Annotated in this window: 22 protein-coding genes; 1 reads left to right on the top strand and 21 read right to left on the bottom strand. The window is 62.9% G+C overall.

Going from position 1 to position 23,300, the window contains the following annotated elements:
- Window positions 1-168: 168 nt before the first annotated feature.
- Window positions 169-1,044: an NUDIX hydrolase gene (locus tag ACG33_RS04035; RefSeq protein WP_066918925.1), complete on the top strand. Its 876-nt coding sequence runs from the start codon at window positions 169-171 to the stop codon at window positions 1,042-1,044.
- A 19-nt stretch (window positions 1,045-1,063) separates the two neighbouring features.
- Here the strand turns inward: ACG33_RS04035 and gltS are convergent, their stop codons facing one another.
- The 21 genes from gltS to ACG33_RS03930 all read right to left on the bottom strand — a co-directional run bounded on the left by gltS (window position 1,064) and on the right by ACG33_RS03930 (window position 23,300).
- A complete protein-coding gene (gene gltS, locus ACG33_RS04030; RefSeq protein WP_066922781.1) occupies window positions 1,064-2,284 on the bottom strand; it encodes a sodium/glutamate symporter in 1,221 nt (406 codons plus the stop codon).
- A 191-nt stretch (window positions 2,285-2,475) separates the two neighbouring features.
- Window positions 2,476-2,709 (bottom strand): FecR/PupR family sigma factor regulator, encoded by a 234-nt coding sequence (locus ACG33_RS04025; RefSeq protein WP_066918923.1) that lies wholly within the window; start codon window positions 2,707-2,709, stop codon window positions 2,476-2,478.
- A 10-nt stretch (window positions 2,710-2,719) separates the two neighbouring features.
- Window positions 2,720-3,274 (bottom strand): RNA polymerase sigma factor, encoded by a 555-nt coding sequence (locus ACG33_RS04020; RefSeq protein ID WP_066918921.1) that lies wholly within the window; start codon window positions 3,272-3,274, stop codon window positions 2,720-2,722.
- Between the two features lie 221 nt (window positions 3,275-3,495).
- Window positions 3,496-4,620 (bottom strand): ABC transporter permease, encoded by a 1,125-nt coding sequence (locus ACG33_RS04015; RefSeq protein ID WP_066918919.1) that lies wholly within the window; start codon window positions 4,618-4,620, stop codon window positions 3,496-3,498.
- 45 nt (window positions 4,621-4,665) lie between these two features.
- Window positions 4,666-7,515: a ribosome-associated ATPase/putative transporter RbbA gene (gene rbbA / locus ACG33_RS04010; protein WP_066918917.1), complete on the bottom strand. Its 2,850-nt coding sequence runs from the start codon at window positions 7,513-7,515 to the stop codon at window positions 4,666-4,668.
- Window positions 7,512-8,585, bottom strand: a complete 1,074-nt coding sequence (locus ACG33_RS04005; RefSeq protein ID WP_066918915.1) for an HlyD family secretion protein — start codon at window positions 8,583-8,585, stop codon at window positions 7,512-7,514. The genes rbbA and ACG33_RS04005 overlap by 4 nt, the downstream gene beginning before the upstream one ends.
- Window positions 8,586-8,591: 6 nt before the next feature.
- Window positions 8,592-9,539, bottom strand: coding sequence for a universal stress protein (locus ACG33_RS04000; RefSeq protein WP_157071660.1), 948 nt, complete (start codon window positions 9,537-9,539; stop codon window positions 8,592-8,594).
- Window positions 9,540-9,557: 18 nt separating this feature from the next.
- Window positions 9,558-10,691, bottom strand: coding sequence for a c-type cytochrome (locus ACG33_RS03995; RefSeq protein ID WP_083536428.1), 1,134 nt, complete (start codon window positions 10,689-10,691; stop codon window positions 9,558-9,560).
- A 10-nt stretch (window positions 10,692-10,701) separates the two neighbouring features.
- The gene (locus tag ACG33_RS03990; protein ID WP_066918909.1) at window positions 10,702-11,118 is read right to left on the bottom strand and encodes a c-type cytochrome; all 417 of its coding nucleotides are present in this window, start codon (window positions 11,116-11,118) and stop codon (window positions 10,702-10,704) included.
- A complete protein-coding gene (locus tag ACG33_RS03985; protein WP_066918907.1) occupies window positions 11,115-12,170 on the bottom strand; it encodes a sugar phosphate nucleotidyltransferase in 1,056 nt (351 codons plus the stop codon). Before ACG33_RS03985 ends, ACG33_RS03990 begins: the two co-directional genes overlap by 4 nt.
- Before the next feature lie 189 nt (window positions 12,171-12,359).
- The gene (locus ACG33_RS03980; protein ID WP_066918905.1) at window positions 12,360-13,244 is read right to left on the bottom strand and encodes a universal stress protein; all 885 of its coding nucleotides are present in this window, start codon (window positions 13,242-13,244) and stop codon (window positions 12,360-12,362) included.
- A 98-nt stretch (window positions 13,245-13,342) separates the two neighbouring features.
- Window positions 13,343-14,053, bottom strand: coding sequence for a transposase (locus tag ACG33_RS03975; protein ID WP_066918903.1), 711 nt, complete (start codon window positions 14,051-14,053; stop codon window positions 13,343-13,345).
- A gap of 101 nt (window positions 14,054-14,154) precedes the next feature.
- Window positions 14,155-14,952: a YggS family pyridoxal phosphate-dependent enzyme gene (locus ACG33_RS03970; RefSeq protein WP_066918901.1), complete on the bottom strand. Its 798-nt coding sequence runs from the start codon at window positions 14,950-14,952 to the stop codon at window positions 14,155-14,157.
- A 250-nt stretch (window positions 14,953-15,202) separates the two neighbouring features.
- Window positions 15,203-16,993: a CoA-transferase gene (locus ACG33_RS03965; protein ID WP_066918899.1), complete on the bottom strand. Its 1,791-nt coding sequence runs from the start codon at window positions 16,991-16,993 to the stop codon at window positions 15,203-15,205.
- Between the two features lie 24 nt (window positions 16,994-17,017).
- Window positions 17,018-17,944, bottom strand: coding sequence for an NAD(P)H-dependent flavin oxidoreductase (locus ACG33_RS03960; protein ID WP_157071839.1), 927 nt, complete (start codon window positions 17,942-17,944; stop codon window positions 17,018-17,020).
- A gap of 68 nt (window positions 17,945-18,012) precedes the next feature.
- Entirely contained in the window at window positions 18,013-19,176 is a 1,164-nt protein-coding gene (locus ACG33_RS03955) for an acyl-CoA dehydrogenase family protein (RefSeq protein WP_066918894.1), read from the bottom strand.
- Window positions 19,177-19,202: 26 nt separating this feature from the next.
- Window positions 19,203-19,685, bottom strand: coding sequence for a MaoC/PaaZ C-terminal domain-containing protein (locus ACG33_RS03950; protein WP_066918892.1), 483 nt, complete (start codon window positions 19,683-19,685; stop codon window positions 19,203-19,205).
- The gene (locus ACG33_RS03945; RefSeq protein WP_083536427.1) at window positions 19,682-20,206 is read right to left on the bottom strand and encodes a MaoC family dehydratase; all 525 of its coding nucleotides are present in this window, start codon (window positions 20,204-20,206) and stop codon (window positions 19,682-19,684) included. Before ACG33_RS03945 ends, ACG33_RS03950 begins: the two co-directional genes overlap by 4 nt.
- Window positions 20,207-20,246: 40 nt before the next feature.
- On the bottom strand, window positions 20,247-21,407 hold the full coding sequence (locus ACG33_RS03940; protein WP_066918890.1) for a CaiB/BaiF CoA transferase family protein: 1,161 nt from the start codon (window positions 21,405-21,407) through the stop codon (window positions 20,247-20,249).
- 15 nt (window positions 21,408-21,422) lie between these two features.
- Window positions 21,423-22,604 (bottom strand): acyl-CoA dehydrogenase family protein, encoded by a 1,182-nt coding sequence (locus ACG33_RS03935; protein WP_066918888.1) that lies wholly within the window; start codon window positions 22,602-22,604, stop codon window positions 21,423-21,425.
- Between the two features lie 141 nt (window positions 22,605-22,745).
- Window positions 22,746-23,300, bottom strand: coding sequence for an acetone carboxylase subunit gamma (locus ACG33_RS03930; protein ID WP_066918886.1), 555 nt, complete (start codon window positions 23,298-23,300; stop codon window positions 22,746-22,748).

The raw sequence follows: 23,300 nt of genomic DNA, 5'->3' as shown, positions 1-23,300 counted from the left end.
GTCACGATCGGTTCCGTGTGGCGCGCGAGGCCGGCCGATTACCGTGGAGCGGCCTCGAGCCAGGCATGCATCCGCCTGTAACGGCGTGAACCGGCGTGATTCGACGGCTGTATTTCATGTAAGAATAGCCTTGTGAACACTTCAATCGACTCTCGACCCCAAGCTCCCGTGCTACGACATGCCGCGACGGTGCTGCTGCTGCGTGACGGGCCCGAAGGCGTGGAAGTCCTGCTGACCCGCCGGCACCAGAAACTTGCATTCCTGGGCGGCCTCTGGGTTTTTCCCGGCGGCGCCTTGTCCACAACGGATTTTTCGCCCCCGACACTGCAGCGTATTCCACCTGCCTCTCAGGCAGCCTGTGCCCGTCTTGCCAGCCCGTACGGCGAGCCTCTGCTTCGTGAGCAATGCCTGGGACTGTCCGTTGCCGCCTGCCGTGAAACCTTCGAGGAAAGCGGTGTGCTGCTGGCCTCCACGGCGGACGGCGTCCCCTGCAGCCAGGCGCAGACGGCCCGGCTGCAAGCCAGCCGGCGCACCATCGCCGCACAACCGGAATGCTTCGCCAGCCTGCTGAAGGAGGAATCGTTGTTCCTGGAGGTCGACCGGCTGATCTACTGGGCGCATTGGATCACGCCCTCACTCGCTCCCAAACGCTTCGATACCCGTTTTTTCCTCGCGGCGGTACCCCCGGGACAAACCTCCATGATCGACGATGTCGAGACGGTGGAGCAGGCATGGATGCGCCCCGCGGCACTCGTCGCCGCCAAAACCGCAGGGACGCTGCCGATCGCAACGCCGACCCTGTGCACCACGATCGAACTGATCGCGGCTCTGCAGGAACATACAACCTTGTCGGCCCTGCTGTCCGCCGAGGCGCGGCGCAACGTCATCCCCATGATGCCGAAGATCCTCCCCGGCACCCGGACGGTCATCATGCCCTGGGATCCCGAGTACCCGGATATTCCCGGCGAAGGTATCTCTCCCGAACACGAGCTCCCGGCCGTGCTGCGCAGCCTGGCCCCGCGGGTAACCTACGGGGGATCATAGTAGAGCCCGGCAGCACGAATCAGCCGAAAAGATTCAGAAAGCCGGTGATCACCAGCGCATTGGTGAAATCGATAAAGAATGCCCCCACCAGCGGTGCGACCAGAAAGGCGCGTGGTGAAGCACCGAACCGCTCCACCAGGGTACGCATGACTGCCATGGCATTGGCAGTCGTGCCCAATGCAAAACCGATCGTGCCGCCGGTGGTCACGGCCGCATCGTAATCGCGGCCCAGCAGCTGAAAAATCGGCCAGATGCTCAATGCCGCCACCAGTGCCAGTTGCGCCGTCAGAATCACGATCAAGGGCAAGGCGAGACCTGCCAACTGAGTAAGATCCAGAGTCATCAAGGCCATGACCAGGAACAGCGACAAGGCAACGGCGCCCAACAGATCCACAGCTGCGTGAGGCAGACCGATCCAGCCGGTCCGGTCATCGAAATTCCGTATCAATGCGGCCGCCAGCATCGCCCCGATGTACTCCGGCAAGGTCACCCCTGTCGAGTTGATCGCTGCGCTGATCCATGAGCCTGACCACATCGCCATCAAGACGATCACCACCGTCTTGAGCGCTACATATGCCCGCGCGGCATCATCCTCCGGCTGCAGCGCCGGCTGCGGATCGATCCGCACCTGCATGGCAGCGGCCTCGACAGGCGCATTCCCCGCGGCGCGCGGCCCACGCAATCGATGGCGTTCGATCAGGAAGGTGGCCACCGGCCCGCCGACCAACCCGCCGATGACGATGCCTGCCATGGCGGCGGCGATCGCGATCGATGCCGCGCCCTCCACTCCTGCCGCTTCGAACAAGGGCGCGAAAGCCAATCCGGTGGCCGGACCACCCATCAAGGTCACCGAGCCGGTCAATACGCCAAACAAGGGATCCTGCCCGAAGGCGATCGCGATTCCCATGCCCATCAAATTTTGCAGGATCGCAAACACCGTGACGATCACCAGCAACAAGGCCACCTGCGGCCCTCCCACCCGCAGCAGCGCCACGCTGGCGGAAAAGCCGATGGTCGTGAAAAAGGCCACGAGCAAGGGCCGCTGCAATGTCGTGTCGAACATCGGCACCGGCAGCCCATATATACGCGCAAACAACACCGCAACGGATGCGATCAAGCCGCCGATCACGGGAGCAGGAATATTCAAGCGCGCCAGCCAAGGAATCAGGCGCTGCATGCCGTAACCCACGAACAGCAGCCCCCCGGAAAGCGCCACCGTTGCCACCAGATCGAAGCTCATCGTCAGCTCCTGCAAATCCTCGCCGATGCGAGGGAAACGCCTCGGATGCGGCCATCCACCGGCCGGGCCGGCGCGGCGCCGGCCCACGGCGCCGGATAGGTACCGTGGCCTGACGAGGCGCGAAAGGCACGAAGCTTACGTGTTCGAAGGCTTTTTGAGTACCTGCGGGAGCATCCGCGGAAGCACTGGGGTCAAGAGCCGGCCTGCTGCGGCGCATCGCTCGAAACGGACTGCGCGCGGCGCAGGAGTCCATACATTCGTCCGATATGCAACGCCTCCGCCATGTGGCTGGGCGAGGCCTTCAACCAGTGCAGATATTCGCGATGGTCGGCACGGCTGGGCGCAGTGTCCTTGAGACGGATGAACCATTCGGCGGCTTCCCGGCTCGTCAGTGAAATCCTGATTCGATCGAGTTGCCTCGTCATAGCAACACCCTCAGCAGCGGTTCGGGCCACCCGGATCTTCGGCGTTCAATTGCAGCCGCAGCCGGCTGTAGGCGCGAGTCAGATCCCGCATCACGGCACGGTAGGACAATCCAAGCCGCTCGGCGATCTGCATGTAGGTCAATCCATCGTTGACGTGCAGCAGCAAGGCCGTACGCTGGCGCGGCGGCAGCCGATCGATCGCTGCCCGAACATGCTGCCCCAGGACGGCGCGGGCCACGGCATTCTCCGGTTCGTTGGCAGGCTCGATCGATAGATCGTGCAGCCAGTTTTGATCGTGCGGACAGCGCAGACGCGCCCGTTCGCGCCATTCACTGGCGACATTGGCGGCCACGCGAAACAGATAGCCCTGCGGATTGTCGATCACAATGTCGTCGCTGTAGCGCAGCAGGCGCAGAAATACTTCCTGAGCCACATCGTCCAGGTCCGCAGCGGGTACGGACGAACGGCTCGACAGCCATTTGCGGATGGGCACCCGCCATTCGACGAACCATGACGCCAGCCGCCCGTCGCGAATCGTCCTGGATCGAATTGCGGATCGCGCCATTCCTACCCGTGTATCCGGCATCGATATATCCCTCCAGACCTCTTCCTCTGGATTAATTCTGTTTTAGGATTATTAGACCGGATGAGAGCAGAACTTCAACCCCGATAACCTAGGTATTCTTGGAGAAATGGCCCCGATAGACGCTTCCAGTGCTTGCTTGTCTTGTATCGCGGTGCCGCGGTGCCGCGGTGCCGCTGTCTCGCGGTGCCGCTATCCCGCCGTCACGCCATCTGCGCCAGCGTCTTGCGAAAGCGTCGTAGCGCAATGCTGAAAAACAATGCGCCGATAAGAATGATGGCCGACAGCTGCGGCCAGACGACGCCGAACCCTGCGCCACGATACAAGATCGCCTGGCTGGCAGCGACGAAATGGGTGGTCGGTGCGGCCAGCATCAGAATCTGTACCGCTTCCGGCATGCTCTCACGCGGAGTCGCCCCGCCGGAGAGCATCTGCAGCGGCATCAGCGTCAGCATGAGCAACAGACCGAACTGCGGCATGCTGCGTGCCAGAGTCGCCATGAATATGCCCATGGAGGTGGTCGAGAACAGATGCAGCAGCACCAGCAGCAGAAACAGCAGCCGCGAACCTTCGATGGGTACACGCAATACGCCTTCGACGACAAATATCAGCGATAGCACGGTTGCCGCCAGCACCACCAGCCCCATCGACCAGATCTTCGACATCATGATCTGCATGGGCGTGATCGGCATCACCAGCAGGTGTTCGATGGTGCCATGCTCGCGTTCCCGGATCAGCGCCGCGCCGGTCAGCACGATCGACAGCATGGTGACCAGGTTGACCAGTTCCATGACGCTGCCGAACCAGGACTGATCGAGTGAGGGATTGAAGCGCATGCGCAGCGCCAGATCGATCGGCGGATCGGCCGTGCCACGAACGCGCTGGACGAATTCCGTAACCTCGCCCATGACGATCTGCTGCACGTAGCCGCTGCCGGCGAACGCCTGGCTCATGCGGGTGGCATCGACATTGAGCTGCAGCGCCGGCTGCCGGCCGGCCAGCACATCGCGCTGGAAATTCGCCGGAATGTTCAGCGCAAAGGTGAAATCGCCGGCATCCATCCCCGAATCGACCGCGGCGAGCGAAATCATGGCCGGCTCGGTGAAGTGCGGCAGATAGAAGGCCGATACGATGCGCGTCGACAACGGGGAGCGGTCTTCATCGACGATGGCGATAGGTGCCTTGTGCAGCGTTTCCGGCAAGGCGGTGGCGGCGGTATAGACGGCGATCGTGAAACTGTAGACGATCAGCACCAGCATCATCGGCTCGCGCCGCAGGCCCCACAGCTCCTTGACGCCCAGGCGATAGATGTTGGCTACGCTGCCCATTCCGTCATTCTGCTTTCCGCCGTTCTGCTTTCCGTCGTCCTGCTTTCAGCCGTCCTGCTTTTTCAGCAGCGCCATGCACAACCCCAGCACCAGCGGTCCGGCGATGAATAGCGGCCAGAACGAGGATTGCAGCTGCGCGAAGCCCAGCGCCTTGCTGAATACGCCGCGGCTGATGGTCAGGAAGTGTGTCGCGGGAAACGCCCGACCGAACAGATAACCGGCTCCTTCGAGCGAAGAAACGGGGTTGAGGAGTCCCGAATACTGGACCGCCGGAATGAGCGTTGCCAGCATGGTGATGAAGATCGCCGCGATCTGGCTGCGGGTGAAGACGGAACACAACAGGCCGAATCCCGTGGCGAACACGGAGAACAGGAGTGCGGCCAGGGCCAGAGTCGCAAAACTGCCGGTCATCGGCACCCCGAAGACGCTGACCGCCAGCCAGACCATCAGCAGGAAATTCACCATGCTGAGCGCCAGATAGGGCAACTGCTTGCCCAGCAGAAATTCGCTGCGGGTGGCCGGCGTGACGTAGAAATTGATGATCGAACCCAATTCCTTTTCGCGCACCACCGACAATGCCGTGAGCATCGCCGGAATCAGCAGCAACAGCAGCGGGATCACCGCCGGCACCATCGCCGGCAGGCTGCGCACATCCGGGTTGTAGCGAAAGCGCGTTTCGATGTCGATCGGCGCAACCGGTACCTGCCCCAACCTTCGCTTTACCGTGTCGACCAGCCAGGATTGATGCATGCCCTGCACATAGCCGCGCACGGTCTCGGCACGCTGGGGCATCGCGCCATCCACCCAGGCACCGATCTGCACCGGCTTGCCGCGCTGTACATCACGCGCGAAGCCGGAGGGAATCTCGATGGCCAGAGCCAACTCGCCATTGCGCATACGCCGGTCGATATCGGCATGATCCGCAAGCGAGGCTCGCTCGACAAAATAGCGTGACCCGGAGAGGTTCAAAGCATAGTCGGTGCTCAAAACGGTCTGATCCCGATCGAGCACGGCGTAAGGCAGCTTTTCCACATCCATGTTGATGCCGAAGCCGATGATGAACAGCAACAACAGGCTCCCCGCCAAGGCAAGCGTGCCGCGCACCGGATCGCGTTGCAGTTCGAGTGTCTCACGCCGGGTGTAGCTCAGCGCGCGGCGAAGACTGAAGCGATGCCGGTGCCCCATCGCCGGCGCCATCGCCGGCATCGGCATCGGCATCGGCGGTGGCGGTGGCGGTGGCGCGCTCCGCGCCGCTGTATCACCCTGCGGCGGCGCAGCCCGTGACAATGCGCCATGTGATGCGCTCTCGTCCCCGGCCCGCCCAACCCGCTCGCCATCCTGCTGCAGCCCCGCATCTTGCAGATAGGCGATGAACGCCTGCTCCAGCGTATCGGCGCCGCGCGCGCGCATCAGCGCTGCCGGCGTATCGCTGACCAGCACCCTGCCTGCGTGCATGAGCGAAATACGATCGCAGCGCTCTCCCTCGTTCATGAAATGCGTCGAGATGAAAATTGTGACCCGATCCTTGCGGGACAAATCCAGCAGCAGACGCCAGAAATCATCGCGTGCAACGGGATCCACCCCGGACGTCGGCTCATCCAGGATGAGCAGTTCGGGTCCATGCACCAGCGCCACCGCCAGCGACAGACGCTGTCGCATGCCCAGCGGCAGGCTGCCCGGCAGGCTTCCGAGTACATTCTGCAGACCGAAGCGCACGGCCATCGCCTCGATGCGCGCTGGAATCCGGTGTGCAGGCACCTGGAAGAGCCTTGCATGCAGCGCCAGGTTCTGCTGCACCGTCAATTCCCTGTAAAGAGAGAACGACTGCGACATGTAGCCTACGCGGCGTCGGGTAGCCATGTCGTGCGGATCGACCTTGCGGCCAAACAGCCTGGCGTGGCCGGCGCTGGCGGGCAGCAGTCCCGTCAACATTTTCATGGTGGTGGTCTTGCCGCAGCCGTTGGAACCTAGAAAACCGAAGATCTCCCCGCGCGGAATACGAAAGCTGACTTGATCGACCGCGACAAAATCGCCGAAGCGCATGGTCAGATCCTGCGCTTCGATAGCAATATCACGATCCCTGCCGTCCGGCGGCGGCGTAGTCACGATCGGTGTATGTCCGCGCCGCTTGGCCTCCGGCATCAGGGCGATGAACGCCGCCTCCAGCGACTGGGTACCGGTGCGCTCATAGAGCTCGCGCGGCGTACCGATGGCGAGAATACGGCCATCGTCCATACCGATCAGCCGGTCGAAACGGCTGGCCTCGTCCATGTAGGCTGTCGCCACCAGGACACTCATGCCGGCACGCTCACGGCGGATACGATCGATCAAATCCCAGAACTGGCGCCTTGCAAGCGGATCGACCCCGGTGGTGGGTTCATCGAGAATCAGCAAAGCCGGATCATGAATGAGCGCGCAGCATAGACCCAGCTTCTGTTTCATGCCGCCGGAGAGTTTGCCGACCGGCCGACTCAAAAAGGCGTGCAGTCCCGTTGCCTGCGTCAGTGCCTCGATGCGCCGGCGGCGCTCGTGCGCATCATGACCGAACAGACGGCCGAAAAACTGCAGGTTCTCTTCCACCGACAAGGTCGGATACAGATTCCTGCCCAGGCCTTGCGGCATATACGCGATCTCGGCACAGACGCGGCGGCGATGCCGCGCGTTCGCCATGTCGCCGCCCAGCACCTGCACCCTGCCTTGCTGCACCGCGCGGGCGCCGGCGATCAAGGACAACAGACTGGACTTGCCGACGGCATCCGGGCCGATCAGACCGATCATGCAGCCGCCGGGCAGTTCCAAATCGATACCGCTCAAGGCTGGCTTCCTGCCATAGCGCAGCCCGACGCCGCTCAACACCGCCACCGGCGCCGCGTCGGCTCCTGCAGCATCGTTCATTCAGGTACCTTGATTGCCAGATTCGCCGGCCATTGCGCCTGCGGGTCGAGTTTGAGCCAGGCGATGCCGGGCAGCCCCGTTTTCACCTGGGTGATATGCCGCTCCAGCAATTCCCGATCGATATGGGCGCGCACACGGAACATGAGCTTCTGGCGCTCGCTGGCGGTTTCAACCGTCTTGGGCGTGAACTGCGCGGTATCCGCCACGAACGATACCTGCGCCGGAATCACCCAATGCGGCGCGGCATCCAGGATGAGGCGCACATCGGCGCCCAGGGCGACGCGTCCGGCTGCCCTCTCCGGCAGAAAGAACGTCATGTATACGTCGCCTAGATCGACCAGATTCAATACCGGTGCGCCGGCGCCGACCACTTCACCGGGCTGAGCGATACGATACTGCACCCGGCCATCGCGCGGTGAAGTGAGGGTGCTATCGGCGATGTCCGCCTCGATGCGGGCGACCGTGGCCGCAGCGGCGGCAACGTTGGCTTCGGCACCCACGATCTGCGCATGCGCCGCCTGAACCGCAGCCTCCGCGGCAATTGTCTGTGCCTGCATCGCCGCGACCACGGCGCGCGCAGCACCCGCACGAGTACGATCGTCGTCGAGCTCCTGGAACGAAGATGCGCCCTGCTGCGCCAGGGCTTCGGAACGGGCGAGGCGCCGCTGCGCAGAATCCAGCTGACTGTCGGCCTGGACGACATTCGCCCGCGCTGCGGCCACCTCGCTGCGGCGCATGGCGAGCTGTGCCCTGGCCGTCGCCACCGCAGTGATCGCCTGCTGATGGAAGGCACGCGCTTCGTCACGCTGCGCCTCCAGAACGGTGGTTTGCATCCGGACCAGTGGTTCACCGGCCTTCACGAAATCACCTTCCCTGACCAGCATGCTCTCCACTCGACCGCCTAGCAGGGCGGAAACGTTGATTTCCGTCGCCTCGATACGGCCATTGCCGCTGATGAAGCCTTCGCCCGGCCCCGCGGGCTGCAGTGCGCGCCACAACACCAGGGCCACCACGATGGCGGCCAGGATGGATGCGGCGAGAACCGTTTTATGCTTTGCGTTGCCTCCCACGGCAGCTCAGAAGGGCAGCAGATCGGCGAAGTTCGGCGGCTTGACGATCAATGCATCGCAGGGCAGCTGTTCGAGCACGTCTTCCGCCGTGCTGCCGATGAACGCACGTTGCAGGCCGCTGCGGGAAATCGCCCCGAGCACCATGATATCGGCATGCAACGAAGCCGCGGCGCGGGGCAGCACTTCCACAGGCCCGCCCACCTCCAGCCGGATTCTTTTCAGATCGATCCCATAGCCGGCGACCAGGGCCGCAATTTCCTTGCGCCTGGCCTCCTCCTCCGCCTTGAGATCCTGATCCGAGACTGCCGCAACCAGAGGCGGCACCGCCGCCGCGGCCGCCATGACGGCCATGGGCAGGTATGCATGCAGGGCGTGCAGGTCGCCATGCAGGCCCGCGGCGACGGCGGCGGCATACCCAAGAATGTCATGATCCAGCGCTTCCGGCTTGTCGTTCACATGTCCAGGATCGATGGCCGCGACGATCTGCGGCGGCGCTCGCCACGGCGCCGGCTTGGTCAGCAGCAGCGGCGCCGGACAACTGCGGATCAGCTGCCAGTCCGTATTGGTCAACAAGGTGCGGCGCAGCAGCGAGTGATGATGCGTATCCTTGACGACGAGATCGGCCGTCGTGCGGCGGGTACGATCGATCAGCCCCAGGAGGAGCAGGTCCACGCATTCGGTCTCGGTCGTGACCGCGATGCCGCCGGCACGCAGCGGTTCCGCCAGCGACTCCAGCAGGGCTGCCGGATCGGCCGCGGACGATCGAGCTGGATCGGGCGGCGTCCTGACACGAGCACGGGCCGCCAGGCGCGCCTGGCGGACGGCTTTCGAATCACAAATGAACAGTTCCAGGCGCGCATCCAGCTTTTGCGCCAGCGCACCGGCCTTTTCCACGCCCGGATGCGTATCGGCCGTCGGATCGACGATTACCAGGATTTTGTTGATCTGTCGCATCGACACGGTTCCTGCTAGTCAGTCGCCGACGGTACCATCATTATGCATTCGCAGGCGATCCCGGACAGGCCCGCGAAAGCGCGACAGGTAGTCCGCCACGGCAGTCATCTCCTCGGTCTCGAGACTGTCCAGAAAGCGTATGAGGCCTTCATCGGCATTCGATCGATGCCAGGCGGTCAAGCCTCGCATCTGGCGCAGCAGGTAGACGTAATGCTGATTGCGCAGCGAGGGTACGAATCCCTCATCATCGCCGCGGGCGTCCTCTTCATGACAGGTGGCGCATTGTTCACGATAGACGGCTTCGCCCAGAGCAAGACCGGTGCCATCGCCGGTTTGTGTGGACTGCGCAAGCGGCAGGCCATTCACATAGGCGGCAATGTCGGCCCAGACCTGGGGATCATCGAGCCCCGCGGACGACACCACCTCATGCATCGAGCGGCCCTGATCCCGTCCCTGACGCTCCCCCCGAAGTGCCTCCTGATCCCCCCGACGCTCGAGTTCGATGAAATCGGCCAATTGCTTCACCAGATAGGCACGCCGCTGGCCTGCCAGGGCAGGGATGGATCGGGCCGCATCGCCCCAGGCCTGCCCGCCGTGACAATCGGCGCAGTGCTGCTCATACAGCAGCGCACCGCGTTCGGCATTCCGGTCGAGTTCCAGCGCGGCATGGATCCATTGATCGACGCCCGCCGGTGCATCCGGTGCCTGCGCCGCGAGGGGCACGTCCTGGTCTCCAGGCCGCTGCAGGAACCAAACATACTCGGCCAGCCTGGAGATGATGATTTCGGTGTTTCGCTCCGCATCCGGGTCACCGGCATGGGCTCGCGACAAATCCTCGCCCCATACGGGCATCGTGCGCGAGCCATGCGCCTTGAGCACATGCCGCCCGTCGATGATTCGCGCAATACGATCGCGCGGCAGCGCAGCTCCCCGGCGCTGGGCGATCCGCGTCAGGTCCGGCACCTCGACCCTCAGCGAATCTGCAACAGGGCCGTCGCCGCGCCCCTGCACACCGTGGCACGATGCACAGAATCGCTCGTACAGCTGCCGGCCCGACAAGGCCACGTAGTCCGCAGCATTTGCAGCGCCGGGCAGTATCGCACCCGTCATCAGTAACGCGGCGCCCAGTACCCCATGGTAGATAGATCGCATGATTTATTATTTATTGCCGTTGAATCGAACGTAGATAATCGACCAGGCGGGAAATCAGCATATCGACACGCGCCCGCTCGGCGGAATCGTCTGGATTCGTGCTGTCATAGAACCGCCATCCCCAGACCGGCATGTCCCGAGGACCATGCGCCGGACGCTCGGCACGGCCATCGATGATTCGACGCACATCTTCGCCGGGAAACTCGCCGCCGTCACGAAAGGCGATACGGGTAAGATCCGGCACCCCCGCCTTGACGAGCGGCGCAACCGGACCGTCGCCCCGCCCCGTGATGCCATGGCAACTCGCGCACCATCGTTCGAAAAGTTCGGGACCGGACAAGTCCGTCATTCGACGGGAATTCGGCTCGGTACTGATGCATCCCGCAAGGACGGCGCAAACCGCCGCCAGCAGTACGCGCAGCGTCACGTCATCATCCCGCGGGACGCTGGCACCTGGGATTGCCATTCCAGGTACTGCGAGGCCAGATCGAGAAATCCACCGACATAACGCTCGCCGGATACCCCGGCACGATGGGAACGCCTGCCTCGATTCGGCACCTCGGCCCGATTCAGCACCTCGGCGACACGACGCGGCGTACCCAGGTCGCTCCAACCGCAGGGCGGTACCCGCATGACCTTGAACTGCCTGGCGAAGCGTTCGACGACATCGCGTGAAAAATCGATCACCGGCAGCCGTCGATACAATTCGGCCAAACTCGGTCCGCCTTGCGGATCGTGACCGGAATGCTCCAGTACGCCGCGCATTTCCATGACGATCTCGGGGAACTGCCGCTCGAACAACTGCACCAGCGCCGAGGCGCGCGCCAGGAAAATGAAGGAATTCCACAGGCCGCCCTGGCCGATGAGTTCACGCGCCTGCGGTCCATCGGGCTTCTCGGCGAAACTGCTGATATGGCTGGCGCCGCCGACATCCGCACCGCCGGCCGGCAGGATGTATCCAAGTTCCGTATCGGCCTCCTCGGGCGTCAGACCCAGCATCACGATGTCCGCACATCCGGATTCGAGATGCGCCGCGGTATCAGCCAACGTCGCCGCCAGCACACCCTCATTGCGGACATAGTGATCCGAAGGCAGTACCAGTAGAATCGCTTCAGGATCTCGTCGAAAGATATGCAGCAGCGGCAGCAACAGACCGTTCGCCGTGCCGCGATTGTCGGGCTGGACGATGATATTCGCCAGCGGAATCGACTCGGACAGCGATGTCCACCAGTGGCGATGATCGGCGGCAACGACGGCGCAAACATGCTGCGGCATGACAATCGCCTGCGCCCGTCGTACCGCATCATCCAGCAGCGATGAACCGCCGTGCAACGAACAAAACTGCTTCGGCACCGAAATACCCGCCGGGGTCGTCGTCAAGGACCGTAGCCGGCGACCCTCGCCGGCGGCAAGAACGAGCGCCCAGCGATGTGGATTGACAGATTTTGGGCTGCTGCCACTCGTCGCGACGTTCATCATTGAATCTCCGCGGGCGGCGCGGCATCCCACGCCAGGCGCACTGAACCATTAGTTGAAAGTTCAGGTTAGCACGACGTTGGTGTCGGCACAGTCGTGAAAGCCGACGCTTCCTTAAGTAGATCACCGGAGAGGCGTCTTACCCCACCCCGCGACAGGCGCTCCTTTGCAAGCAGTCGTTCGTTTGCTGCTCTACAGGGGGCGCGGCTGCGGCACGACCAGGACATCGCAGGCCGAGCGCTCCAGCATGAGCCGCGTAACGCTGCCGAGAATGAACTCCGAAAGCCATGACCGCCCCTGTTTTCCCATGACGATCAGCGTGCAGCCATGGTCGGCCGCCCTGGCCGTGATCAGACTGCGTGCATCCCCCCGCTCGATCAGCGGAACGGCACCTTGATCCTGAGCGCGTTCGAGCAACGCGGTCATGCTGACATGAGCCTCGCGGGCCGTCGCCGCACTGTACTCATTTATCGCGTCCTCGGGCACACCGGCGCTGCGCAGCCGCCCCTCGAAGGGGCAGTCGAAGGCATGGAACACGTGGATGACGGCCTGGGGCGCCAAGATGCGCGCGAATTGCAGCGCCGGCAAGGAATGTTCCGAGAAATCGACCGGTACCAACACATGTTCGTAGCGGATGGCGGGATCCTGTTTCACCAGGAGCAAAGGCCGCACGATCATGCGCGCGATCCGCTCGGCAGTCGTGCCGAGAACGAAATCCTGCACCGGGTTGAGGCCCCGCGGCCCAAGAACCAGCAAGTCCGCACCGGCCGCTGCCGCCAGGATTTCGTCGATGACGACACCTTCCCGCACCTTGCTCGCATCCACCGTACCGCCGGCCGCGACGACGTCTTGCGCCAGCGAATCCAACGCGCGCTGCGCTTCGCCGAGCAATTCGTATTCGATATCGGCCGATGCGCCCAGCATCATCTTCAGAGCCTTGCCCGTGGGACGATTCAAGATATGCAACAACTGGAGCGCAGCCGCCTGTTCTTTTGCCAGCACGCCCGCCCGGCGGGCAGCGCGATGCGCATTGAAGGAAAAGTCGGTCGCCGCGACGATTTTACGAATCGAATTCATGACAGGCTCTCCCTCCAAATGGGGACAGATTTATTATCGCTGCGTGACACGGACAAATGCGGACAAATGGGGACAGATTTATTATTCGCCCTCCCCTGTTATTGCCCTCTCCCCTCAACGACCTGCTTCCTGGGCCGCCCCCGGCCTCGATGTTCGACTCGGATACCCGTGATTTTCTCGATTTCGTCGACGAACTTGCCGGCTCCGGTCAATTGTCCGCGCTGCAGGGATTTTCGAATCAACACCCATTCGCTGTCCGGGATGGCTTCCAGCAAATAGCGTGCATAGGCGCTCTGGCGCTCGGCTTCGCTGCACCCCAGTGACAGGTAGCTTGGACTCCAGTCCAGCAGGTCTGCGGGCTTCTGCCCCAACCGCTCCGGCGCGCTCGACCACGGATAATCCGTTGGACTGGCTGTTACACGAGCACGAACGGGATTGAGTTCGATATAGCGGCAACAGGCCAGCAGATAGGTGTCCGTCTGAACCAGACTGGATTTGTAGCGACTTTCCCACAACGTGCCTGAACGCCCTTCCAGACGGTTGCGGTAGCGAGTGGCGCGCGCCGCCAGGGCTTTCATGAACGTGCCCAGCGCCGCACGTGTCTCTCGCGGCTCCAACAACAGATGTACGTGATTGGTCATCAGACAGTAGGCATGCAGCCGAACTCCAAACGTCTGCTTCAACTCTCGTACGTCGCTCAAGTACCGCTCGTAATCCTCATGAGCTGCGAATACGACGTGTCGATTGTGCCCGCGTTGCACCACATGATGGGGATATCCTTCCACTACCAACCGGCCGATCCTTAGCATACCGTTCCCTCAGCATGACACTCCTGATCGAGAGTCTAGAAGAAAGTCAAGCCGAGTTAACGAAGATCGCGAAAATACGCGAAAATAAATCTGTCCCCTTTTTAAAAACCAGGCCAGTAGTGGGTGTCCGGTGTGTTGCGCGCGCCAAAGATGGCTTGTCCGACACGTATGATGGTCGCGCCTTCCTCGATGGCGATCTCATAGTCCCCGGACATGCCCATCGATAACTCGTCCAGCACGATCCCATCCGGGACATCCTGGCGCAATCGGTCACGTAATCGGCGCAGCAGCCGGAAACACCGGCGCACGCGCACGGCCTCGGCCGACAGCAGCGCCAAGGTCATGAAACCGCGCACCCGCAGGGCGGAAAAAGCCGGCAGCTTGCGTAGAAATGGCGCCAACTCGTCCGGCGGCAGACCGTACTTGGCGGCCTCCCCCGAGGTATTGACCTGAACGAGCACGTCCAACCCGCGGCCCTCGGCTTGCAGGCGCCGCTCCAGCGCCTCGGCCACCCGCAGACTATCCAGCGCCTGAAATTCCGTCGCGCAGCGTGCTACCAGCTTGGCCTTGTTGGTCTGCAAATGACCGATCACCGACCAGCGCAGATCCGGCAAGTCGGCCATCGCCGCCCATTTCCGGTAAGCCTCCTGCGGCTTGTTTTCGCCGAACAGGCGGCACCCGGCGGCATAGCACAAGCGAATGCTGGCTTCCGTCTTGGTCTTGCTCACCGGCAACAGGCGCACACCGGCCGGGTCGCGATCGACCCGCCGGCAGGCTGCCGCGATGCGGTCCCGGACTGCGGCCAGGTTTCGCTGAAAATCTTCCACGGACTCGGCCTGCGGCCAGCGTCCATGCAAATCATGCAAGGTGGAAGTTTCCAAAGGAGCATCAGCGTTCATGCACACGCCTCGATACAAGTCAGCCGATGAAAGTCTAATCGCCTGCCTCGATCTCGCAATCCAACGTATCGATGACTCGAATGCCGGCGGGCCCGGCGTACCGCCAGGCCGGCTTCGCTCGAAGTCATTTCAACGCAACCCTGGAAAAATCGACCGGAACATCCAAAGCGGCATCGGCATCCGTGACCTGTGCCCGCCGGTCAGTGGGATTTACGGCCTGCATGCCCCATGGGATCGGTGTCGCCTGACGCTATTTGTCGGCCGGCTTGCCCAAAAAGAAGCGTTCGGGATCGAACAGTCTGAGCAAGGCCAGGTCTTCCTCGCTCGCCGGTAGAAGCGCCTCGACCTGATCGGCAACCTTCAGCTCCCAGCCACAGCGCCGGCGAATTTGCGCGATGGCCTGCTCGCGATCGCGGCCCGCGGCGGGAAGATACCCGGTGAGCACCAGTTCATCGCCGTCCAGTTTTTCGAACCGGCCCATGGTGGAGATGACACAGCGGATCTTGGCGCCCGGACTGGTCACATAGCCGACCTTCTCCACGAAGGTCTGGGTCCGCTGAGCCGCAACCACCACCGTCTCGGCGGCCGAGGTGACGATGTCGTTGGCGCCCCCCGAGCCGACGAGGAATTCGCCCGTGGCAGTGCGCGTCGAATTGACGTTGCCGTACTTGTCGATCTCACCGGCGCCGATGGTGCCCATGCAGGCATTGACGCCGCCGCAGCCGTGCAGCCCAAGCGCCTCGAAGACATCCGTCAGCAAGGTGCAGGTGGGAAGATTGCGATAGCTGGTCAGGAAAGGATCGCCCGGCCGCGGATCGAAGCCGTACATGCCGGTTTCGGCGAGCAGGGCAAATTCCACGCCCTCCTCGCGCAGCCGATGAGCGGCCAGCCAGCACATGAGCGAGGCCTGCCCCGCCCCGGCCAACACCGTTTTGTAGCCGTTGTCGACGATACGCTTGGCGACTTCGCGGGACGCCTGGACGATCATTTCCTCGACGTTACCCCCCCTGCGCACCTGGTCCAAGGATTCCGAGTGAAGTTCCAACTCGTCCTGCCAGGCGTCAGGCTCGGCGGCCCGATGCAGCGCCCGCAAGCGTTCGTCGCCGACTTTTGCGAGATAAGCATCCTGGTCTGCGCTATCGAGTATCCACTCTCGAATCCAGGCATCGTATCGCTCCCGGCTGCCTTGCGCTTCGCGATGCTCCTTCATGAAGCTGTAGTCGTTGGCATAAGCGCGCAATTCCGGGATACCTGCGCTGTAGTTGCCGTAGGGGTGCGACCCGTAGGGTACCTCGCTCACCGACAGCACGATCTCGGCGGGAATGCGCACCAGATGCGAATATCGGCGGATGAACTCCGTGGACACCAGCTGGTGAGCCGTAAGCACCACGCCCTGTCGCGCCGCCAGCGCGCCATAGATGTTTTCCTGATACGGAGGAAAACAAACGGCATTGCCCGCACGATCCGCCGCCCAGACATGCACGAAGGCAATGTCCGGTTGATAGGCGCTGATGACACCCTGAACCTGTCCCGGGTTGAACGGATCGGGCAGCTCGGCGTAGCCGCCTGCCGTCTGCCGCTCCTCGGCCAGGGAGCTGCCGATCAGGGAACGGGTGGTCAGGAACGGCACTCCCATGGCGCCCGCCAGCAGACGCTGGGAGATGGTCAGCATGGTCCAGTTTTCGAGCTCGAAATCGCCGCGCTCCAGGGCCCAGCGCGTCACGGGGCTGGGGCCCGGAGTGGGATATCCCTCACCGGCGAACGACACCACGGCCTTCCTGAGCAGCCCAAGATGCGCCAGCTGCAGATAACTGCCGCTGAGCGCCGAGGAAACGAACTCGAAGCCCGGCCGGGTCCCGGCGAACTGGCGACAAAGTTCATACATGGCCGCCTGCGGCCGCGCCTGCATGGTCACAGGATTGATCTTCATCCCCGGCCGGACGAAGCGCCGAATCGCCGCCGCCAGATCCATGCGCTTGTCCGCTGCGCTGTCGTGGAGGGTGGCTATGCGCCGGGCAACGATCTCACGCCACAAACTCAAGAGAACCTCCTCGCGCCGCCTCCATTACAGCGATGCGCACAGATGTGCCCGCGCTGCAGCGAGCTGTGTCTGCAGACGCGCGACCAGTTTGGTTACGGACGGGATGTCATCGACGGCCCCCACACCGTGACCGGCGCTCCAGATGTCCTTCCAGGTCTTGACCCCCACGCTGCGGGAACCATCGGCGCTGATGAAGGCCATCTTTGCGGTTTCGCCCGGCGCGCGCACCAGATTGTCGGGATCCAGGCCGGCAGCGCGGATGGAAGGTTTCAGGTAGTTGCCGTGGGTGCTGGAGAAGTAAGGCGTATACAGAATGTCGCTGGCGCCTGCCTCGACGATCATGCGCTTGTAATCCGGTACCGCATTCGCCTCCTCGGTGGCGATGAAGCGCGTGCCCATATATGCCAGGTCGGCACCCATCGCCAGCGCCGCCAGAATATGCTCACCCCGGGTGATGCTGCCGGCCAGTACCACCAGGCCGTCGTAGATGCGCCGCACTTCGCTCACCAACGCCATCGGGCTGAGTGCGCCCGAGTGTCCGCCGGCACCCGCGCAGACCAGGATCAATCCATCGACGCCCGCCTCCAGCGCCTTTTCCGCATGCCGGATATTGGTCACATCGTGCAATACCCGCCCGCCCCAGGCATGAATGCGCGGCACATACTCGGTGGGCGCACGCAGGCTGGTGATGACCAGCGGCACCTTGTGCCTTTCCAGTACATCGAAATCCGCATCCAGACGCGTATTGCTCTGATGCACGATCTGATTCACGGCGAACGGCGCGACCTTTTTTTCCGGATTCGCCGCGCGATGGATTTCCAGCTGCTGCTCCAGGCCGGTCAGCCATTCCTCGAGCATGCCTTCCCCGCGTGCGTTCAGCGCGGGGAAGGAGCCGATGATGCCGTTCGTGCATTGCGCGAACACCAGCGCCGGCGTCGACACGATGAACATCGGCGAGCACAGCACCGGCAGTGTCAGCTGATCCTTGATCGATGACAGGACTGGCACGGTGCCGCCGCTCAGGGCGTAAATGGATCGGCTATGGTGCGCACGTTCGGCCGGTCGAGCACATCCGCGGCGATCAGTTTCTCCAGATAGCGCGAATCCCACCAGTTCAGCTGCAGCTGCTTGGCCCGGCGGTAATAGAGCTGGATATCGTAGTCCAGCGTGAAGCCGATTCCGCCGTGCACCTGCTGGGCCATATGCGTGATGTCGCGGAATGCCTTGCAGCAAAACAGCTTCGCCATCGGTGCCAGACGCAGAATATCCTTGCCCTGATCGTGCGCCCAGGCTGCCTCGTAGGCCAGCATTTTCGCTCCCTCGGATACCGGACTGGCATCCGCCATGTAGTGGGCGAGCGACTGGAAGGCGCCGATGGGTTTGCCGAACTGCTGGCGATCCTTCGAGTACTGCACCGTGATTTCCAGTGCCCGCTCCGCCCCGCCGGCGGCAAAGGCAGCCAGCAGAACGATGCCGCGGTACATGGCCGCCTCCCAACTGCGCCAGCCGCAGCCGGAAGCCCCCAGGCGCTGGGCGGCCGACACCACGACGTCGTCGAAAGCGACGCGATACTGGGTATCGGAAGCCATGCTTTTTTGTTGTTCGAGCGTGAGGCCCTTGGCGTTCGTATCCACCAGGAACAGGTCGATTCCATCGGCGCCCTCACCCGTGCGGGCCAGCACCAGGAGCTTCTCGGCCGCCTTGGCATGGAACACGTGGCGCTTGATACCCGTCAACCGATAATCCTCGCCGCTGCGCTTGGCCACGAGCCGCACGCCCTCGGGACCGTAGCCGCGATCCGGTTCGAGCCAGGCGGGCACGATGATGGTCTCTCCACTGGCGAGCCCCGGCAGCAATGCCTCCTGCTGTGCCGCACTGCCGGCTTCGCGCAGCGCCAGCACGCTCATGACTGCAGAGCCAAAATGCGGTCCCGGAGCCAGCGCCCGCCCGAGTTCCTCATAGATGACCACGCAGCTCAGCTGATCCAGCCCCAGGCCGCCGTACTGCTCGGGTACGAGAATCCCCGTCAACCCGGCTTCCCGCATGTTTGCCCAGAGCTTCTCGGGCACGCCGAGAGGATCGTTCTCCATCTGCCGCACGACGTCCACGCCGCTCGTGTCGCGGCATAGCGCTCGAGTCGTCTCGCGCAGCATGTTTTGTTCATCGGTGAATTTCAGATCCATCCGGAGTTCCTCGTCTTGCGCCTGGGTCAGGGCCGCCAGCGTTCGCCGCGGCGTTGCCAGGGGTTATCGTCGGCATCGGCAGGCAGCGCGAAGCGCGCCTGGCACTCGGTATTCAGCTTGTCGCCCACCGACACGGCGAGATCGAGATCGATCCAGCAACAGCCGGTATCATCCACCGACTTGCGTGTCACACGGCCCGACAGAGTCATCGCGTCACCGGGAAATACCGGAATCTTCATCTTGAACTTCATTTTGCCGAGCCGCCCCTTGGGGCCCGTCCAATCGGTCACGAAACGCTGGAACCAAGCGGCGTTGGTCGGCGTATTGATGAAGATGTCCTTAGTACCGCTGCGGTTGATCGCGAAATCCCGATCGTGGTGCATGGGCCGCCAGTCGCGGCTGGCGATCGCTCCGAGCACCACCGTGGTGGCCGTCACCGGATACGTCAGCGGCGGCAGCTCCTGGCCCTCTTCGACTTCGCCGAAAGTCAGATTGCGCACGGTGCTCATCGGGCACCCTTGATGTAGATGAGGAAATGATAGGTATCGGTGCCGCACCAGTCGTTGTGCTGATTGACCGTCACGACATCCATGGTGCAGAAGCGGCCGCGGCCGAGCTTGGTGTCTTTGAGTTCACCCAGTGAACGGCAGTACTGGCTGGTGGTCAGTATATCGCCGATACGCACCGGCTCGCCGAAGCTTACTTCGTTGCTGGCGACGATACCCTCGGGCAGGCCGACCATATCCTTGATGTCGAAATACAGCTGCATCGGCTTGCGATCGCCCTCGGCGCCCGGCATCCAATGATGCCGTTTGAACCAGGCCGACAACATCGCCGGCGGTGCGATCTGCCCACCGGTGATGGCCTGTGCCGCTTCCGGATCCCAGTACAGCGGATTACCGTCCTGTACCGCCGCGCACATGTTATAGACGTAGCCGATTTCGATGGGAAACTCGGTCTGCTCCACGTAGTGCGGCTTGCCGATCAGCTCGCGCACTACTGCAGGCAGATCACTCGCTATCTCTGTCACCTGTCGTTACTCCTGACTTCGCCGGCCACTCGCTGGCCGCCTACTCGACCGCGCCGCAACGGCGCAACTCCGCGATTTCGTCGGTGGAAAATCCTGCCGCCGCCAGTACGGTCTCCGTATCCGTCGTGCCGGCGGTACGCACCTGATGTTCGGGCTGTTGCCGCTCACCGCCGGCCAATACCGGCGCGAGCTGCTCGAAGCTGCCCCGCTCGGCATGGCGCGCACGCATGAAACTCCGGCGCGCCCGCAGATGCGGACTCGCTGCAACCTCGGCGATCGAAAGCACCGGCGCCAGGCAGGTATCCTGGCCGGCGAGTGCAGCCACCCAGGCATCGCGCTCCTTGGTCAGGAAGCGCTGCGCGAACGCCGCACGCATCTCGTCCTGTTTGGCATCGTCATATTGGCTGGCGCTGTACTGCTCCAGCTCCAGCAGGCGGCAAAGGTTTTTGAAAAAATGCCCCTCGACCGGGCCGATCGAGACATATCGCCCGTCTGCACAAGTGTAAACGCCATACCAGGCGTACCTGCCCGTCAGCACATCGGAACCCGGATGGGTCTCTTCGCCCGTCGCCAGGAACCGATCGATATACAGCGACATCAGATTGAGCATGCCGTCGGTGATCGATACATCGAGATGCCGGCCTTCACCCCCCTTCGCCACATGCAGCAACGCGGCGATCACGGCCAATGCCGCCTGCATGCCGCCTCCGGCGCTGTCGCCGACTGTGGCTCCCGGCATGGCGGGGCGGCCCTCGGCATCGCGGCCGCTGCAGGCCAGGTAGCCGCTGACCGCCACGTAGTTGATGTCATGACCCGCCCATTGCGACCAGGGCCCATCCTGGCCGTAACCGCTGGTCGAGCAATAAACGATCCTGGGATTGATCGCCCTGAGATCCTCGTAGCCGACGCCCAACCGGTGCGCCACGCCGGGGCGATAACTTTCGATCACCACATCGACGCCTTCGACGAGCCGTTCGACGGCTCGCCTGCCCTCCGGCGACTTCAGATCCACACGGATCTGCCGGGTACCGCGTCCTGCGCCATAGGCATGGAACACGGGCTCGATCTGCTTGGCTCCCTTGGCCGAGACCGGCGCGACCTTGATGATGTCCATGCCGTAATCAGCCAGGATACGCGAGGCGCGCGCCGCGGGCCCCACACTGGCGAGATCCAGAACCTTATAACCGCTGAGCAATGCCATGCCTGAAATCTCGACCTAGAAGTTCGGCGGCAGCCCAAGCTTGCGCTTGCAGATGATGTTCTTTTGCACCTCCGAGGAGCCGCCGCCGATGGTGTCGATCACCGTATAGGTGTAGCAGCTTTCCGCGCGACCCTTGAGCGGCGCATCCTCGGTACCCAAGGCTAGCTGCGAACCCGGGCTGGCGATATCCATGGTGGCGTCGGCCACACGGCGCGACAGCTCGGTGGCATAAAGCTTGTACTCCGAAGCCGGCACCGTCGGGGTTTTCGAAGCATCGAGGGCGGAATCGACGAAGCGTACGCCGAGCAGCCGTGCCACCTCGCACTCGGTGGCGAGCTGCGCCACCCGCTGGCGTATGACGGGATCCTCCTTCAGAGGCTTGCCATCCTGCGTGGCCTGCTTCACATAGTCGCACAGCAGTTCAACCCGGGCGCGAATCGGTGAAAAGGTGAACATGGTGAAGCGCTCGATATCGAGCGCCTCGGCGATGTACTGGAAGCCCTTGTTGAGCTGGCCGACCCGATAGTCGTCATGTACGAATACATCGTCGAAGAACACCGCGTTGGTGCGCTCCCCGCCCATCGTAGGCATGGCATGCAGCGTGAGTCCCGGATCGTCCATGCGAACCAGGAACAGGGTGATGCCATGATGCTTGGGCGCCTCCGGGTCGGTGCGTGCGCCGACCCAATACCAGTCGGCAAAGTGCGCCGAGGTGCTGAACACCTTTTGTCCGTTCAGCACCCAACCATCGCCGCGGCGCTCCGCTTTCAGGCGCATGGCGGCGGAGTCCGAGCCCGCCGAGGGTTCGGAGTAGCCCACTGCGAATTCGATTTCGGCGTTAAGGATTTTCGGCAAAAACTCCTGTTTGAGCTTTTCCGAACCGACCTTGATCAAGGTCTTGCCGATGATCCCGACACCCTTGCCGATTTGCGGCGCGCCGACGGAAGACAGCTTCTCGTTCAACAGATACTCGTAGAAGCCCCTGCCTTCCTGTCCACCGTATGCTTTCGGCCAGGTGATCCCCAGCCAGCCTTTCTTGGCAAGCTTTCTGGCGAACGCCCGGCGCTCCGGTGTATCGCAGATCTGCGCCATGTTCTCGCGCGTGACGTCCATGGCCTTGGGGTCATAGTTATCCTGCAGGAACTGGTCCACCTCTGCCAGGAAGCGGCGTTCCTCCGAAGAAAATTCGAAATCCATGGTTCGGTCCTACTTAATTTTTTCAGGAAGGACATTAGGCAGCGCCCTGTCGAGGGACTGCCCGGCCGCCGGCACACGCCGGCGCTGGTTATTTACTCGCGTCCTGATGCAGTTGCATGACGGTCTCTGTCATGCCCGGCGCTATCGAGACGTCCACTCCTTGATTCGCTCCGGCGTCCGATCGACGAATTCGACCGTCTCGGGCAGCGGCCGGCCGATCCATTCCCGATAGAAGGTGTCGAGATCGGGCAGGAATTCGAAATCCGGCGGACAGCCGCGCGGCATGGCTTCCACTTCCAGCTGCGAGCCGCAACCGGGGCAGTAATATTCGCGCAACTGAATCCACTCGGTGTCGGGCTTTTCATGGCCGCGATACACCTCGGAGATCTTCTCGTCGCTATCGCGCACGTAGATAAGCGCCGAAAGCTTCCAGTTGACGCGATAATCGCCGAACTCATGCCCGCAACGGCATTTCACCACGCGCTCCTTCGGCTTTTGCACGATGAACAGCGCCGGGGTCAGCGGCAACAGAATCTTCTCCTTCCAGGGCACCCGCCCCTGCAGGATCACGAGCCACTTGTCGAAGCGGTCGCGATCCTTGCCGTTCTTCATCATCTGCTGGACAGTGGTCCAGGGAAGCTCCCCGTCTACCAGCTTGCGGATGTCCTCGACGTCGTAAATGTCATACTCGGCCAT

Source organism: Steroidobacter denitrificans, from assembly GCF_001579945.1.
GTDB lineage: Bacteria > Pseudomonadota > Gammaproteobacteria > Steroidobacterales > Steroidobacteraceae > Steroidobacter > Steroidobacter denitrificans.
This window is presented reverse-complemented; position numbering and strand designations above follow the sequence as displayed.

What these genes read in the sequence shown, in the direction of transcription:
- ACG33_RS03975 (WP_066918903.1), bottom strand. Translation starts at nt 14,053, where the DNA reads ATGCTAAGGATCGGCCGGTTGGTAGTGGAAGGATATCCCCATCATGTG.
- ACG33_RS03985 (WP_066918907.1), bottom strand. Translation starts at nt 12,170, where the DNA reads ATGATGAACGTCGCGACGAGTGGCAGCAGCCCAAAATCTGTCAATCCA.
- ACG33_RS03940 (WP_066918890.1), bottom strand. Translation starts at nt 21,407, where the DNA reads ATGGCATTGCTCAGCGGTTATAAGGTTCTGGATCTCGCCAGTGTGGGG.
- ACG33_RS03950 (WP_066918892.1), bottom strand. Translation starts at nt 19,685, where the DNA reads ATGAGCACCGTGCGCAATCTGACTTTCGGCGAAGTCGAAGAGGGCCAG.
- rbbA (WP_066918917.1), bottom strand. Translation starts at nt 7,515, where the DNA reads ATGAACGATGCTGCAGGAGCCGACGCGGCGCCGGTGGCGGTGTTGAGC.
- ACG33_RS03935 (WP_066918888.1), bottom strand. Translation starts at nt 22,604, where the DNA reads ATGGATTTCGAATTTTCTTCGGAGGAACGCCGCTTCCTGGCAGAGGTG.
- ACG33_RS04025 (WP_066918923.1), bottom strand. Translation starts at nt 2,709, where the DNA reads ATGACGAGGCAACTCGATCGAATCAGGATTTCACTGACGAGCCGGGAA.
- gltS (WP_066922781.1), bottom strand. Translation starts at nt 2,284, where the DNA reads ATGAGCTTCGATCTGGTGGCAACGGTGGCGCTTTCCGGGGGGCTGCTG.
- ACG33_RS03970 (WP_066918901.1), bottom strand. Translation starts at nt 14,952, where the DNA reads ATGAACGCTGATGCTCCTTTGGAAACTTCCACCTTGCATGATTTGCAT.
- ACG33_RS04020 (WP_066918921.1), bottom strand. Translation starts at nt 3,274, where the DNA reads ATGGCGCGATCCGCAATTCGATCCAGGACGATTCGCGACGGGCGGCTG.
- ACG33_RS04000 (WP_157071660.1), bottom strand. Translation starts at nt 9,539, where the DNA reads ATGCGACAGATCAACAAAATCCTGGTAATCGTCGATCCGACGGCCGAT.
- ACG33_RS03930 (WP_066918886.1), bottom strand. Translation starts at nt 23,300, where the DNA reads ATGGCCGAGTATGACATTTACGACGTCGAGGACATCCGCAAGCTGGTA.
- ACG33_RS04015 (WP_066918919.1), bottom strand. Translation starts at nt 4,620, where the DNA reads ATGGGCAGCGTAGCCAACATCTATCGCCTGGGCGTCAAGGAGCTGTGG.
- ACG33_RS03955 (WP_066918894.1), bottom strand. Translation starts at nt 19,176, where the DNA reads ATGGATCTGAAATTCACCGATGAACAAAACATGCTGCGCGAGACGACT.
- ACG33_RS03960 (WP_157071839.1), bottom strand. Translation starts at nt 17,944, where the DNA reads ATGTTCATCGTGTCGACGCCGGCGCTGGTGTTCGCGCAATGCACGAAC.
- ACG33_RS03980 (WP_066918905.1), bottom strand. Translation starts at nt 13,244, where the DNA reads ATGAATTCGATTCGTAAAATCGTCGCGGCGACCGACTTTTCCTTCAAT.
- ACG33_RS03995 (WP_083536428.1), bottom strand. Translation starts at nt 10,691, where the DNA reads ATGCGATCTATCTACCATGGGGTACTGGGCGCCGCGTTACTGATGACG.